We start from the raw sequence: 15551 nt of genomic DNA on the forward strand, positions 1-15551 counted from the left end.
GATCTCACTCCCCTTAAAGAATTTGACGATCTTAAAGACTATTAATCCGAGTATTTTGGAAACTATTTACTTCCTCTTGGGCTGGTAAAGCCGAAATTGCCCCTACTTTCGTACAGACCATCGCGCCCACTTTGTTACTAAAGAAAATAATTTGTTTTAACTGTTCGAAGTCTTCCAACACTCTTTTCGGTTCTTTTTCTCCAGCTAACTGATAAAGCGTTGCGCCTACGAATGCATCCCCGGCACCGGTAGAATCGATTGATTCAACCTCAATACTAGGAACGGTGTCAATCTGTTGGCCATTTGAGATCAATGTTCCTTTTTTCCCTAACGTGACGGCTGCTGCTTTTGCCCCTATTTGATGAAGGGCAGCAATTCCTTCTGTTAAAACATCTGCTCCAGTGATAATCTTTAATTCCTCATCACTGACTTTGACAAAATCAGCGATCGCGATTCCCTTTTTCGTCAGGTCTATAAAATGGTCATTTCTGCCCTTCCAAAGGTCATGTCTAAAGTTAGGGTCAAACGAGATAAATTTTCCTTCATCCCTGGCTGCCTGCATCATATTTAAATAATTGGTTCGAAATGGGTCAACCAATAAAGCGGTCGCTGAACCAAAGTGAAGTATCTTGGATTTCATTATTCTTTGTTTATCAAGATCGTTTTCCGTTAAGAAGGCATCTGCACCACGGTTAAACACAAAATCTCTTTCCCCATTTGCCTTTAGCGAAACAAAAGCCAATGTTGTTTGATGCTCATCATCGAATATAAGCATGGAGGTATCAACATTCACTTCATCCAATGTTTTCTTTAAAAAATGCCCAAACGGGTCATTTCCCACTTTGCCGCAGAAAGAAGCTCTGCCCCCCAATTTCACAATCGCTGCACAAACATTGGCAGGTGCTCCCCCTGCCTGTTTTTCAAACCTTCGACCTTCGACTAAGTCAATATCCACATCTGTACAGAAAAAATCAATTAACAATTCTCCGATACAAATGACTGATGAATTAATATACATTTACATTCATCCATCCTTTTCTATTTATTTGATTAAAATATATCTCTTAAAAAAACAAAGCTCTAACCCGATATGTTCGATTAGAGCTTTGGATAAAAATAAAATTACTTTTTCTGAATAGCATCCAACTCCGTTACGGTTAATAAAGACACTTTTTAACTTTTTTATTTTATATTAGACGAAAGTGTCCACTGCTGACGCTTTTGATCCAGATTCACATCATTAAGAATCAAATTTCCCTCTTCCGATATTTCGAGTGCCTTGCCATTAAGGACTGAAGTGATTCTTACAGTTCCATTATCATTTTTGGTAATAACCCAGCGTTGATTATTATAGCCAAGATAGTTGTACAGCTGAAGTTTATTTTGCCCCGTATCCAGATCAAGCGCGTTGCCGCCTTCTGTACGTATGGAATAAGAACCATGCTGATCACCTGTTGGCATCAAAGTCCAGTTTGTAGCTTTGTCTGCATCCGAAACAATCACAGGCTCACCGTTTTGAGAATTAGCAGTATAAATCGCTTTCCCTGTTGGTGCATTCGTTAAGCTTGTTACGGTTAAGTTTGCTTTTGAAACATTACTGACATTCACATTCTGATAGTATGCTTGACCACCAAATACATTTACTCCAAAATGGCCTTCTGCAAAGGATCCATCCTGTAAATCCATGATTTTCTGACCATCAACATAAATCTGGATGTGAGGACCTTTCGCTTCGATTTTCACCTTATACGTCTTTCCTGGTTGTATAAAGGCAGGAACTTTCCCAATTACCATACGTACCTCAAAGCGGCCGTCAATTTTGTAAAAAAGACGGAATGCCTTCATATTCGGATCAAAATTGAAGTAATAGCCGCTTCTTCCATCCTCATTTGCCCGGAACAAAATAGAACCTGCTCCTCCTTCTTGTCCCAGCATCATATCTGTTTCGTAAGTAAAGTCTCCTGCAATTTCCTTGGCTATATAGTTTGCATCACTTGTATGCGTACCACGGATTCCATTTTCCGTAATTGTCCATTTGGAGGCAGAAAGATCTGATTTCCATCCAGTCAAATTCGTATAGAATTCACCATCATACACACTTACAACTACACTTGCTGAAGCTTTTCCATTTGGTGTAGAGGCTGTAATAATCGCTTCTCCCTTGCTTCCTGCTTTAAGTACTGCTTCGGAGCTAGTAGATGAGTCAACCTTCACTACATCCGAATCACTAGATTTCCATATTATTGGCTGGGCTCCCTTTCCTTTTCCATTCGCCACGGAAGCATGCACTGATAGAGCATCGCCAATATTCATCTCTCTTTGATTTGTATCCATTACAATTCTTGTTTCCTCATCCGCGTTTTGGTTCCAAGTGTCGGCAAGAGAATGAACTTTTAATGATACAAGATTCACTTCGCCACCCTTGGTGTAGAAGTTCATACTGCTACTTGAAGGATCAGGGAAAATAACATCTGAAAAAACAACTTTTCCATCATTAGCAAATACTTCAATGGACGAATCATCTACAAAGATATTCATTTTGATACGTTTATTATCCGGTTTTAAAGGAGCTTCATGGAAGGTTGAAAATGATCTGGAGAAATCCATTTCTCCTGACTCAGCACGATCAACGAATATTTGATTATCTGATGTTTTGTATCCTACGACCGTTTTTTGGTCTGCTCCTTCACGAACTAGAAAACCAAATTCGGTTATTTTGCTGGCAGATGGAATTTCAATCTCTGCTTCTATTTCAAAGGCTCCTGAAGAGATACCTTTTAACAAGTTTGAAGCATTAGCATGATTTACTATTTTGTTCTGTGTCTGGAATATGGTACTGCGGATCGACTGTAGTTCCTTAATTGGAGATTGTGCAAGTCTTATCCCTTGATCTGTTTTCACCAGTCTAACTTCTCTCGGAATCGTCAGTTCTCCCTTCCAGCCCGTAGTTGGAAAAGCGAATGGATAATCCCAGTTGGTCATCCATGCGATCATTACTCGGCGGTTATCCGGCATATTGGAGAAGGACATAGATGCGTAAAACTCCTTACCGTAATCCGTTTTCAGTACTTTACCAGCTGGGTTGTCATTGACGAATTTACCATCAGGTGTCAAATGTCCTACAAAATACTCCGCATCTGACCCTATTGTCTTCGAATTTGCTCCTGTGCTAATCATCAAAACCCATTTTTTCTCTCCTGAACCGTCTACCTGAAGTTCGAAGAGATCAGGGCATTCCCATACACCGCCGCGTACATAATTTCCATAACCAAAATTGTCAGTAAGCTTCCAATCAATTAGGTTAGTAGAAGTAAAGAAGCGAATGTGATCTCCACCAGATACAACCATTACCCACCGATTGTTCGCATCATCTCGGACTACTTTAGGATCACGGAAATCCCAGCCTCCTGGATTTTCTCCATTCTTGCCCGGATTCTCAATGACAATTGGCCGCTCTGTGGAATATTTCCAAGTACGGCCCTGATCAAAACTGTAGGCAAGACCAATACGCTGATTACCATTAGGTCCATCTGGATTAAAGGAAGTATAGTACGCAATCAGCCCTTTACCACCAGAATTAGCGAATAAGCCGGAAGCATTATTCAGATCTGCTACAGCAGAACCAGACCAAACATGCCCATGATCATTCCACGGCAAAGCAATAGGAAGGCGGTTCCAATTCACCAAATCCTTACTAACTGCATGAGCCCAAGTCCCCCCATCTTGATGGAACAAATGATACTCGCCTTCGTAGTAGACTAGACCATTCGGATCACTTACAGAGCCGCGAGCTGGAGTATAATGATAATCTGGTCTATATTTTTCCTTGTAATAGCTGGATTTTGGAACAAGATATACATCCTGGAAGTAAGCAGAACCTGATGTGACGGTTAATCCGGCAAATCCAGTTCTGCAGCTCATATCCGTCACCTTTACGGCTGCCTCAGAATATCCATCAACATAAAGTTCGATTTGATTGCCGTTTGCAATAATTTCAAGATGGTGTTTGGTACCTTCTTGGGTTATATAGGTGCGGTTCGATGTTTTGAGCACAGTACCATCTGCCTTCTTTAATTGCGCTTTGACAGTGCTCCCTTCTTTAATAAGCGCAGCCAGGTAACCTGTTGTTCCTTGTTCATTTGTACGAAATGCAAGTGCTGCTTCCGATGAATTTTGATCAAAAGAAACATTGCCTTCAAGGATAAAATCACTTGTACTCTTATTGAAAATTTCCATGGCTTTCATACCATCCACAGCAATCCCCTTTAAACCTTTGATGGCAGGTTCCCAGTTTCCTTCCTTATATAGGGGTGGACCTAAATTTGTTGAAAGTGCGCTAACTTTTACATTTTGAAACAACGCTGCTCCATCCCATACATGAAGACCAAGAAACCCCTTCTCGTATGCAGGATTGTTAACATCCATAATAGGAGCATACTTATTCTCCCAATAAACTTTGATCGTATCTTCTACCACCTTCACCTTCAGATGATAGATTTCTCCCTCTTGGAGGTTTACTCGGCGTTCCTCTTTTAATTTCCTCTCATCACGAGCATCACGAAGACGAATGATTCCAGCATTTGGAACGATTTGCAGCATATAGGAGTCCCAGCCATCTTCACTAGAACGGAATACTAAGGTGGCATCCGCATTCTTGTCTATTACTTTTACATCTGCTTCATAAATAAAATCTTCAGATGTGACACTTGATATAGCCATTACGTTCTCTTTAGGTTCTGAAGTAAGCAATAGTCCCTGGTCTGTGTCTTCTAACTTGCCTTTTCCTTTAATTTGCCAGTCTGTTAGATTAGTAGTTGCTTTGGATACTCTTTCAAAAATAGCGGCCCCCTCCCTTGTTTCATTCCTTACCGTTTCATTCGATTCGGTGGCCCAGCCTGTCGCAGGAACAACAAGAATCGTTGCCATGGAGGCTGCGATAAGTAAGGTGGACATAAATACAGAAGTCCATTTAATAAAAGTTGGTTTCATCCTTTACCTACCCCCAGATTGAATAAAGGTCAATTAGCCCTAGTGAGGAGACCTGCGTTGTTCCGTTGTTTGAGAAGAGGAGAATTTTATCATATGGCTGCTTCGGAAAGACTAAGCTTGTGCAAACTGCCTTACCATCATTGGCTAGTACTTCAATAGAGGAAGCGTCCATAAAGATCTGTAAGGTTATTTTGCCGTTCTCCATTTTCAATGCGGTTTCCTGTATTGCTGGAAATGATTCGGAAAAGCTGTTAATTCCAGCTTGCATTCGGTCAACAATTAAGTTTTCACCTTCAGCATCATACTGAATCAGAACCCTTTCATTTTCACCATTTTCAAAAATAATTCCAAAGAAAGCTGCGTCCCTCTTCTCAAATTTAACAATCACTTCCATTAAGTGACTTGGCATCTCAAAAGTTATGGAGGTGCTAGATTCAATGGTTAATTCATGAGTGACTACAGTATGATTCCGAATGGAATTAAATTCGGACACAACCTTCTGTATCAAACAAACTCCTGACTCGGTAGAAGTAAGAGATAGCTCTCTTGGCAAGGTCATCGCGCTTCTCCATCCTTCAGTAGGAACCTGGTTCGCATAACGCCAGTTGCTCATCCACCCGATGTAAATTCTTCGGCCATCTTCTGCTGGTATATCCGACCAGCTTACACCTGCATAATTATCCCGGCCAAAATCCATCCATAGAACGGTTTCATCCGGGTTATCATTCACAAAGTTCATTCCATCAAACTCACCAATAAAGTATTGTGTTCTTGAACCTTCGCTAGAATGACCGTTATCACCAATGCTGACAAACATGACCCATTTTTTATTATTATTATCACCATCTACCGGCAGCTTAAATAGGTCTGGGCATTCCCAAACGCCGTCATGTGACCCGGCTTTACTTCCAAATTCACTGGCAAACTCCCAATCTTTTAGATTTAGAGAGGTATAGATCGTAATGGATTGTCCAGTCGCTAATACCATCACCCATTTATTCGTTTCATCATGCCAAAACACTTTTGGATCGCGGTAATCAGTAATATTGACATCGGATAAAACAGGATTTCCCTCATATTTTGTCCATGTTCTCCCGTCGTCCTTACTGTAGGCGAGGCTTTGCCGCTGACGCGGCCAGTCGGAATCAGGATACGTATCCGCACTTGTATAAATGGCCACCAATCCCGGTCCATCAGGAAAAAAGCCTGAAGTATTTTTCCAATCCACTACCGCGCTGCCAGAGAAAATCGCTCCATGCTCATCTGGGTATAACGCGATCGGAAGGTGTTCCCAATGGATCAAATCCTTACTAACGGCATGCCCCCAATGCATCGGACCCCACGTACTGCCAAACGGATGATATTGATAAAATAGATGGTACTCATCCTTAAAAAAGACCATACCATTTGGGTCGTTCATCCATTTCTCCTCAGGTGAAAAGTGATATTGAGGACGATGCTTTTCTTTATACTCTAGTTTCATTATTTATTTCTCCTTTAGTTTATTAATTGGAAAAGGCTGTATCTAGCAATATACTGTTACAGCCTTAACCTATTTGTTTGAATCTATTATTTAGTGAACTTATCGTATCCAGATTGCTTAATCTTTAACCAATCCTGCAACCCTAAACGATCCAATTCTTTTAAATAGGCATCCCATTCTTTATCCACTTTTCCATTTTGAATCCATTCTGCTCGTTTTCTAAGCACATACGCAAACATATCGGTTTCTATCGCAGAGAGTCTATCTAGTTCATCTTTAGAGAAAAATACTTTAGGATAAATATTTTCTGCCTGCATATCTGGAACCATAACTTTTTTCATTAAATCTAATCTCCAAGCAGCATCGTCTGGCTTAGTTGTAACTGTACCGTAATATTCATCTAATAACGCTAACGGTCCAGCAACAAATGTTTTTTGTCTTAATTCCCATGGAGATGTTCCATTTAACGGTAAATGTTTTAACATCCCTGTAGCCTCGTCTAATTCAAAAATGTTTTGTTGCTTTTCATCTCCGTAAGTACCCCAGTTATTCTGTACAGACTGATGTGGTTCATAAAGTTGATCAATCCACTTTGCCGTTAATTCTAGGTTTTTGTTTTCACTTGTGATAACCATTTTTCCTCTATCAAAGCCCATTCCATTTGTTCTGGTTACGTTTTTATGACCATTTGGCCCTGCAAGTGCCGGCATCAGATCATATTTATCATTCATACCTGTAATATTCGATTTATCCCAAGTAAAATATAAACCATAGCGATTGTCTTTTCCTTTGGCAAGATACGTATTCCAATCTTGTTCAAAAGATTCAACATCAATTAAACCTTCTTTAAATAGCTCATTGATAAATTTAATCCCCTCTTTATATCCATTATCCGATGAGGTGAACGTAACTTTTCCATCATTCGTTACAACCGTATGATCCCAGTTTTCTCCTAGACCAAACGAACCAAATAGGAAAGCTAAGTCTTCGCCGCCAGTTTTATTAATAAATGACATTGGAATTTCATCGGCTTTTCCGTTGCCATTTGGGTCTTTGGTTTTAAAAGCAATCAACACCTGCTTTAACTCTTCTGTTGTTGTTGGCATTTTTAAGCCTAATTTATTTAACCATTCCACATTGATCCAGGGGAAATCATCCACTGAGTGAATACTTTCTTTCCCCGAACCTAGCTCCTCAATCCAAGGGAAAGAATAGATATGCCCATCTGGAGCGGTTATCATTCCTTTATATTCAGGTGCTGCCTCAAGAACTTTCTTTAGGTTTGGCATATGTTTCTCAATTAAATCTTCTACTGGAATAATTGCTCCATCTTTTGCTAGCTTTAATAAATCATAGTCACTATATGCGGCATCAAAAATTGCATCAGGCAGACTTCCGCTAGCCATTGCTAGATTTCTTTTTTCAGCAAATGTATCCCAGGTATAGTTCTTCCATTTGATATGAACACCCGTTTGTTCTTCTAAACGCTTAAAAACTAATTTTTTATTTGGATCAGCTGGGGCTAATGGTGAGCTTTGAGTCATAAAGTTTAAGGTCACTTTTTCCTTTAAAGGAAAAGAAACATCTTTTAGTTTATACTCTTTTGATGCTGTTTCACTTTTGCCGCCACTATTACTGCAGCCTGAAACTAGTAATATCGTAGCCAGTGATGCAGCCATAACTTTTTTTACATTTTTCATAAAGAATCCCCCTAAACCTTTTTTGTGTAAGCATTTACAAAATTTTATTTTTAATTAACTCATTATTTTAATGAGCCAACCATAACACCTTTTTCAAAGTACTTTTGGAAAAACGGATACATGACCATGAGCGGCAGACTAGAAATTACGATCGATGAATATTTAATCATTTCAGAAAGCTTTTTTAGTTCAGCCATCGCCTGCTGATCACCAATCATTCCTGGACCTGTCTGATTTTGAATTAATATCGATCTCAAAACTAATTGTAATGGGTGTAAATTTGGATCTTCGAGATAGATCATCGCATCAAAATATGAGTTCCATTGACCAACAAATGCATACATCGCTAAAACGAAGATGATTGGTTTTGAAAGCGGCAATACGATTTTAAAGAAGATTAATAGATCCGATGCTCCATCCACCTTTGCTGCCTCATGCAATTCGTAAGGAATCCCTTTAAAATAAGTCCTTGCCAGGATAATATTCCATACATTCACGGCACCAGGTATTAAAATGGCCCAAACAGTGTTTAACATTCCTAGGTCTTTTACAACTAGGTAAGTTGGAATGAGTCCGCCACCAAAGAACATGGTTATAATAAATAGGGTCATGAAGAAATTTTTCCCGACAAAACCATTTACGGATAACGGATAGGCCGCAAAAATACAAACTACAACAGTTACAATGGCGAATCCTACTGAGTAGAGAATGGAATTGAGGAAGCCTCGCAGCATCGCATCATTGGATAAAATCAACTGATAACCTTTTAAACTCCAATCATTAAAATTGAAAGAAATCCCTTTATTTAATAGCACCGTTGGATCCATCAATGACGCAAGTACGACGTATATTAAGGGAACTAACACGACTAGTACAGCTATGCATAGAAAGATATTATTAAAGCTTAATATGATTCGGTCTATGCGGGTGTGCTTTATATTCATCTCAAGACTCCTTTTAAAGTTAATATAGACCTTCACCTTCGTTTAATTTTTTAACGACTTTATTAACCACAATTAACAAGATTACGTTTATAACTGAATTAAATAGTCCAACAGCGGTTGAATAGGCATAGTCACCAGCCTGTAAACCTACTTTGTAGACATAAGTTGGCAGAATTTCAGAAGCCGGTAAATTCATAGCGGTTTGCATTAAATATGCTTTTTCAAAGCCAATCGACATAATCCCTCCAGCAGCCAAAATAAATGTAACTGCCATTAACGGTTTAAGTGTCGGTAAATCAATGTGGATCATTCTTTGCAATATATTTGCACCATCAATTGTGGCAGCATTGTGCAATTCAGGATCAACATTTGCTAAAGCTGCTACGTAGATAATCGATGACCAGCCTGCTGCCTGCCATATGCCAGAGATGATATAGATTGATCGAAAGTAATCAGGATTTGACATGAACATAAGCGGCTTCCCTGTTATGAAGCTAACCAGCTGATTAATTGGACCTGTTGGTGATAAGAAAATAAACACCATTCCCACAATAACTACCACTGAAATAAAATTTGGTGCATAGAGCACAAGTTGAATATTCTTTTTTATGGCTGCTCTTCGTAGTTGATTAAGCATTAATGCAAGGATGATAGGGACTGGAAAACCAACTATTAAGCCAAAAAAACTGAGTTTAAGCGTATTCATAAAAATGTCAGTAAAGTTAGGTGAGGATAAGAATTTGGTGAAATTATCAAATCCGGTCCAATCGCTCCCTAAAATACCTTTGATGGTACTAAAATCTTTAAAGGCAATAATCGCACCATACATTGGGATGTATTTAAAAATGATTGTTAGAATAACAGCTGGCGCAATAAGCAAATAAAGATGATAGTTTTTCTTGATATATTCCAATCTGCCTTTCAGTTTCGATGCCGCTTTCTTGTCCGCTTGGACCTGTATTGCTGGTTCTTTTTGGACATTTACTAATTCTTGCAAGCTATTAACCTCCTATCTATTGTTTATCTTGGTTTAACTTTAACAAAATAAAAAATGAGAAGAGTTTAATATATTTGGAAACAGGGGTTTAAAATTTTCGGCAGTTGAAAACGATTCCATTTGGAACCCGACTTATACCTATGAGCAGTTGAAAAAGGGGAACTACTAGGGGGTTTTGTCTTTCGGAGCCTTTACGATAGACATTTTTTCTGTTCCATTAGGAGATTTTGTCCCTAGGAGCCTTCTCCAACCTGGTACCACAAAAAAACTCCTCTAGCATCTTAACTAGAGGAGATAATCTCAAAGAATATTATTCTATTTCCAAACGGGTCATGGATGCATAGCTCTTTGGTATTCCATGGGGTTTCTTCGATGCCGGGACGGGCGTACTTGTATTCCTTCGAAAGAAGCTGGGCATGATATAGCTCAATGTTCCCGATCTCAATTCGAACCGCCGCACTAGGACAGCTATCCCCATGATGCTCTGAAAGATGTAGAATACAATTTTTATAGGAAACTTGCAAATACAATGGAAGATTTTCCTCAAATCGATGTTCCCAATCGATCACAAATCCTAAAAAATCCAAATAAAATTCTTTGGCTTTCACCTCATCAAATATTCGCAGGATTGGTATGAGACCTTTCATGGTTATTTCAGATGTATTCAAATTAATTTACCCCCTGCCCCTAAACTATTGGATTTCTTTAAGACCTGTATTGATTTTTTCAACTGCTTCTTTTGCCGCAGTCTTTACATCCTTCCCGCCGATTCCAACATCCTCAAATAATTTCCTAATGGCATCACTGACAACAGGGTAGGTCGGTGTTACGGGGCGGTTCTTTGAAAACTTTTGAGTTTGTTGTAAAAATATATTCTTAGGATATTCGTTCAGTTCTGGGAAATCTTTTGCTACAGAGTATCTTGCCGGGACATCACCAGTAATCGTGACATACTTTTTCATTCCTTCATAACTTGTCACAAATTTAATAAACTTCCATGCCTCCTGTGGATGTTTTGATTTTGATGTGATTCCGAGCGCCCATCCTCCATTTGGAACAAACTGATACTTATCCTTTGGCAAAGGCGTTACCCCAAAATCATCTCCCAACTTGAATTCAGGGTGATTTTTTTTCAAATCTTCGAGAGTCCAGGAACCAAGTACGGTCATTGCCAGCTTCCCTTCTTCAAAGGCACCACCGGGTATTTCAAGCCAAGCAACTCCATATTTATGATACAAGTCTTTGTAAAATTGCAAGGCATCTAATGCTTGTTTTGAATCCAAATATCCACTTGCAGTAGTTCCATCAGGGCTTAAAATATCAGCACCGAACTGCCAAAGAAGTGGTGTTTTAAAATAAGCAGGAGATTCTCCATCATTGAATCCCTGTGCTGGGTCAATACCGATCACACCTTTAGCAGGATTATTCACTTTTTTAGCAATCTCCAATACCTCATCCCATGTTAAGGGGTTATTGGGATCTTCTGATGGATAAGGAATGCCAGCCGCTTTTAATAAATGCCGATTGTAATATAAAGCAATACTTGACTCTACAATCGGTGCGAGGTAAATTTGCCCCTTATAACTTAATCCTCTTAAGGTGGAGTCAGGGATATCATCGATCATTCCCTCTTTTCTCATAAAAGGGTCGATGGATAATAACGATCCGGTATTTGCATATAGAGCCAGCGTAGGACTGTCAATCGTCAATATATCCGGAGGGTTCCCTGCGGCCAGTTCCGTTCGCAGCCTGATTTCATAATCACTATAGGGAATCGACTTCATATTCACCAAAATATTTGGGTTTGCTTTTTCAAAAGCAGAAACTAATTCTTCAAATGCTTTATTTTCTGCCGCGTTTCCGCTATTTCGCCAGAACGTCAACTGGATTCGTTTGGAATCCTTTACCGTTTCCTCTTTTTCTTTTTGGCTGCTGCCGGAGAATGTATCAAAAAAAGACAAAGCATACACTAAAATACCTAAAAATATAATTGCAAAAATAGTGAACCATTTTTTCATCTAAATTCCCTTTCTTTCTTGAAAACTTAGGAATCTAAGGTATTACGGAATTCAACCGGTGTTTGTCCAACATGTTTTTTAAAAACCGTACTAAAATATCCGGAGTTAGAAAAGCCGACTAAGTTTGCTACATCAATGATCTTTAGCTGTCGATCCCTCAGAAACTGCTGGGCTTTGTCCATTCGCAAGTTCACCAGATAGTCACTAAAATTCTGACCAACATAATTCTTAAAAGTTTCCGATAAATGAGCACTATTGATATGAAAGAGTTCCGATAATATGGTCAGGGAAATCTCACTGGCATAATGCTGGTCCAGATAATGCCGAACACTATCCACGATTACCCTTCCATTTGAAAACCGTGCCAAACGTACCTTTTCAATAATTAACTGAGCTAATTGAAGGAGGTTTTCAAATACTTTACTTTGCGAATTAAGCTCCCAGATACTTTGTTGGCAATTCCAAATCGTTTTTTGAATATCCTTTGTTTCGAGATCATATTTTTTGGCCAGCGACCCTAACAAAAATAACACTCGATTGGCAGCAAACGAAAACGATAAAATCGATTGGTTCCCGTTCCCTCGGAAAAAGGATTCAATATTTTCTCTAAACGCTTCGAAGTGGACATTTTCAATCGCGTTGGTTAACTTTCTCTCAAAATCAGGTGAAAATTCAAAGGCTTCCTCCTTTGTTATCGCCGCATCAATCACCTGTGATTGAGAGCCTAACTGACTTTGACTCCAAGCAAGTAAACTAGAAATATAACCTGTCTTAAAGTTAGCCAGACCGGTTACCACATTTCCAATTCCAATCACCGTTTCTAAATTTAGCAATTTCTTCACATTTCGCTGTACAGAATCCACTAAACATGAAGAATTATTAAGACTTCCTAAATCAATCCTCTGTAAAAAATGAACCATATTTGCATAACTTGGATCGTAAAAAGAATAAGTTCCTTCATGCTCTTTAGAGATCTCCTTGCATAACATTTGAAAAGGAAGCCAGAGCTCTTTTAATCGATTGGGATTACCAAACCTCTCTCGAATTTCGACGGTGACAAATTGGACCACCGTGTTGTCATTGACAAGTTCCTCGAGTTGAAGCTGGCGGAGTCTCTCGATGACTAAATTTAGCTGTAACCATTCTTCTTTTACTAAATAGAGCAAGTATTGTTCCTGTACTTCTTGTAGTTGGGTAAGAACAAGCTGACGCATCTGGGTCGTTTCAACCTGTTTTTGCCTCTCTGTCTCAATTTCTTTACCGACTTTTTGTAAGGCTTCAACTAATTCATCCGGGGCAACAGGTTTTAGTAGATAGTCCTTAACCCCTTCTTTCATTGAACCACGAACCAATTCAAAATCGGAATAACCCGATAATACGATCACTTTTACTTTTGGAAATTCGTGCTGACAACGTTTAGCTAATTCTAGGCCATCCATAATCGGCATTCTCATATCTGTAAGAACCAAATCAATATCCATTTTTCCGAGCAATTCAAGCGCTTCTTTACCATTGGAAGCCTCGCCAACAATTTGAAATCCTTCCTCTTCCCAATCCACCTTCATCCGCAAGCCTTTACGAATTTGAATCTCATCATCCGCTATGATGACCTTCATCATGTATATCACCTCGATCAAAATTAATACACAATGTAATCCTCGTGCCTATATTCTTTTCAGATTCAATCTTATAGGAAAAGTTTTGACCGTAGTAAAGCTTTAAGCGGCCAAGCACATTCTTTAGCCCAATACTGTTTCCTTTGCTAGCTAAGACACTAAGCGTTTCATTCTTTGTTTCTTCACTCACTAAGTCTGCTATCACTTCTTCAGACATGCCTATCCCTTTATCTTCTAAAACTATCAATACTTGATTGTTAATTTTTTCTGTCTTAATAAATATTTCAGCAGTAGTTTTTTCTATAAAACTATATTTGACGGCATTTTCCACCAGTGGCTGAAGGACGAATTTAATAATTGGCAGATTCCTGGTCTCCGGATCCTCCACAATATCAATCGTAATAGCATCTTCATATCTTACCTTTAAAATGTCTGTGTAGCTGCGGATATAACTGATCTCTTCACTCAATCTCACAACATCATTTTGTGTATTCAATGAATACCTCATCATCCGGCCTAAGTAGATGCTTACGTTCATGACTTCTTTATTTTTCCCTTGAACGGCTAATCCCCCGATGATTTCAAGCGTATTGTTCAAAAAGTGAGGATTGATTTGTAGTAATAATGCTTTGTATTCCGCATCTTTTCGGCGGATGTTCGCTTCATATTCTGTTTCAATTAAATTCTTCAATTGATCGACTGTATGATCAAAAACCTTTACCACGTAACCAACCTCGTCGTTTGACGATTTAATCGTTGGCATAAAGCTTTTGGCACCCACAAAATCTCCGCGTTCGATAAATTTCATTGCCTTTGCTAGTTTACCTAACGGGCTGACGATATTGGATGATAGCACGAAAGAAGCAACAATTGTTAGAATAAAAACGAACGCACTGATTAATAGTAGGTTGCGTTGCAGCACATTCACTTTTGAAAATAAATCAGATTTGGTTACTTCACTAACTAGAATCCAATCACCTACTGCTAACTTTTGAAAAAACACAAAGTATTTTTCACCATGATAATCCGTTTCTAATAACCCTTTTTGCTTTTGATTATTCTTTATATTAGTTAAACTATTTTTTAATACCCACTTTGGAGTATCAATTTTCCCTTCTAACACATTTGCTCCCTGCTGATCTATTAAATATGCATGTCCTTTTTTTCCAATCGAGATTTTTCCTAAGGCTGTCTCCAGCAAAGTTGAAGGGAAATTCACCTTTATAAATCCATAGGAAACTACCGTATTCAAGTCAACGAGTGGCAAAATATAACTATTACTATTTCCTTGTCCTGGCATATAAGGATCAATATGTGATTTTACAAATCGTTGTTCATTAATCGTAAAGTCTTGGAACCAATCGATGTTGTGTAAGTTGGGATTATTCCCCCATGCCCCTTCACCATTATTCAGTACGACCGAGATAGACATCCCATTAGAATTGTTTACCATCATCGAGGATAGTAGCATTTTCAGTTGATTCTTCTGTAACAAACTCTGTTCTCTTGGTATTTCTTCATCTTTTTTTTCTAACCTTAACCACTGCTGTGTGGTTTGATTTACCAGGACCTGTTTTCCTAAATCCTCTGCCTGAGTTGTAATAGAGTCAGTATACAGCGAGTACTGGTCCATAGCTTCTATAGTTAAATCCTGCGTCTGGTCTTCAATAATAGATGTAAACCACCTTGGGATAATAATCGATAAAATGATTAAGGGAATCGTTAACAAACATGTAAATATAATAAATAAGCGATTGCGTAAGGAAAAAAACATCGTATCCCCCCAGACAAAAGAAAACCCTTA

At 38.8% G+C, this 15551-nt stretch carries 10 protein-coding genes; all 10 read right to left on the reverse strand.

Translation table 11 applies throughout. The features are described 5' to 3' along the window. Nucleotides 1-31 precede the first annotated feature (31 nt). Entirely contained in the window at nt 32-1018 is a 987-nt protein-coding gene (locus KW850_RS24460; RefSeq protein ID WP_218350366.1) for a carbohydrate kinase family protein, read from the reverse strand. A gap of 164 nt (nt 1019-1182) precedes the next feature. Continuing rightward, nucleotides 1183-4989 carry a GH32 C-terminal domain-containing protein gene (locus KW850_RS24465; protein ID WP_218350367.1) on the reverse strand — a complete coding sequence of 1269 codons (3807 nt, stop codon included), beginning with the start codon at nt 4987-4989 and terminating at the stop codon, nt 1183-1185. Between the two features lie 7 nt (nt 4990-4996). Next, nucleotides 4997-6472 (reverse strand): glycoside hydrolase family 32 protein, encoded by a 1476-nt coding sequence (locus KW850_RS24470; RefSeq protein WP_218350368.1) that lies wholly within the window; start codon nt 6470-6472, stop codon nt 4997-4999. Nucleotides 6473-6558: 86 nt separating this feature from the next. After that, a complete protein-coding gene (locus KW850_RS24475) occupies nt 6559-8172 on the reverse strand; it encodes an ABC transporter substrate-binding protein (RefSeq protein WP_218350369.1) in 1614 nt (537 codons plus the stop codon). 62 nt (nt 8173-8234) lie between these two features. After that, nucleotides 8235-9116, reverse strand: a complete 882-nt coding sequence (locus KW850_RS24480; RefSeq protein WP_218350370.1) for a carbohydrate ABC transporter permease — start codon at nt 9114-9116, stop codon at nt 8235-8237. A 19-nt stretch (nt 9117-9135) separates the two neighbouring features. Beyond that, nucleotides 9136-10077: an ABC transporter permease gene (locus KW850_RS24485; RefSeq protein ID WP_218350401.1), complete on the reverse strand. Its 942-nt coding sequence runs from the start codon at nt 10075-10077 to the stop codon at nt 9136-9138. 317 nt (nt 10078-10394) lie between these two features. Beyond that, nucleotides 10395-10760, reverse strand: coding sequence for a glyoxalase superfamily protein (locus KW850_RS24490; protein WP_218350402.1), 366 nt, complete (start codon nt 10758-10760; stop codon nt 10395-10397). A gap of 45 nt (nt 10761-10805) precedes the next feature. After that, entirely contained in the window at nt 10806-12131 is a 1326-nt protein-coding gene (locus tag KW850_RS24495) for an ABC transporter substrate-binding protein (RefSeq protein WP_218350371.1), read from the reverse strand. 26 nt (nt 12132-12157) lie between these two features. Then, nucleotides 12158-13747 (reverse strand): response regulator, encoded by a 1590-nt coding sequence (locus KW850_RS24500; RefSeq protein ID WP_218350372.1) that lies wholly within the window; start codon nt 13745-13747, stop codon nt 12158-12160. Beyond that, a complete protein-coding gene (locus KW850_RS24505) occupies nt 13725-15521 on the reverse strand; it encodes a sensor histidine kinase (RefSeq protein WP_218350373.1) in 1797 nt (598 codons plus the stop codon). Before KW850_RS24505 ends, KW850_RS24500 begins: the two co-directional genes overlap by 23 nt. Nucleotides 15522-15551 lie beyond the last annotated feature (30 nt).

Source organism: Bacillus sp. sid0103 (genome assembly GCF_019219025.1).

What these genes read in the sequence shown, in the direction of transcription:
- KW850_RS24465 (WP_218350367.1), bottom strand. Translation starts at nt 4,989, where the DNA reads ATGAAACCAACTTTTATTAAATGGACTTCTGTATTTATGTCCACCTTA.
- KW850_RS24475 (WP_218350369.1), bottom strand. Translation starts at nt 8,172, where the DNA reads ATGAAAAATGTAAAAAAAGTTATGGCTGCATCACTGGCTACGATATTA.
- KW850_RS24505 (WP_218350373.1), bottom strand. Translation starts at nt 15,521, where the DNA reads ATGTTTTTTTCCTTACGCAATCGCTTATTTATTATATTTACATGTTTG.
- KW850_RS24470 (WP_218350368.1), bottom strand. Translation starts at nt 6,472, where the DNA reads ATGAAACTAGAGTATAAAGAAAAGCATCGTCCTCAATATCACTTTTCA.
- KW850_RS24460 (WP_218350366.1), bottom strand. Translation starts at nt 1,018, where the DNA reads ATGTATATTAATTCATCAGTCATTTGTATCGGAGAATTGTTAATTGAT.
- KW850_RS24500 (WP_218350372.1), bottom strand. Translation starts at nt 13,747, where the DNA reads ATGAAGGTCATCATAGCGGATGATGAGATTCAAATTCGTAAAGGCTTG.
- KW850_RS24490 (WP_218350402.1), bottom strand. Translation starts at nt 10,760, where the DNA reads ATGAAAGGTCTCATACCAATCCTGCGAATATTTGATGAGGTGAAAGCC.
- KW850_RS24480 (WP_218350370.1), bottom strand. Translation starts at nt 9,116, where the DNA reads ATGAATATAAAGCACACCCGCATAGACCGAATCATATTAAGCTTTAAT.
- KW850_RS24495 (WP_218350371.1), bottom strand. Translation starts at nt 12,131, where the DNA reads ATGAAAAAATGGTTCACTATTTTTGCAATTATATTTTTAGGTATTTTA.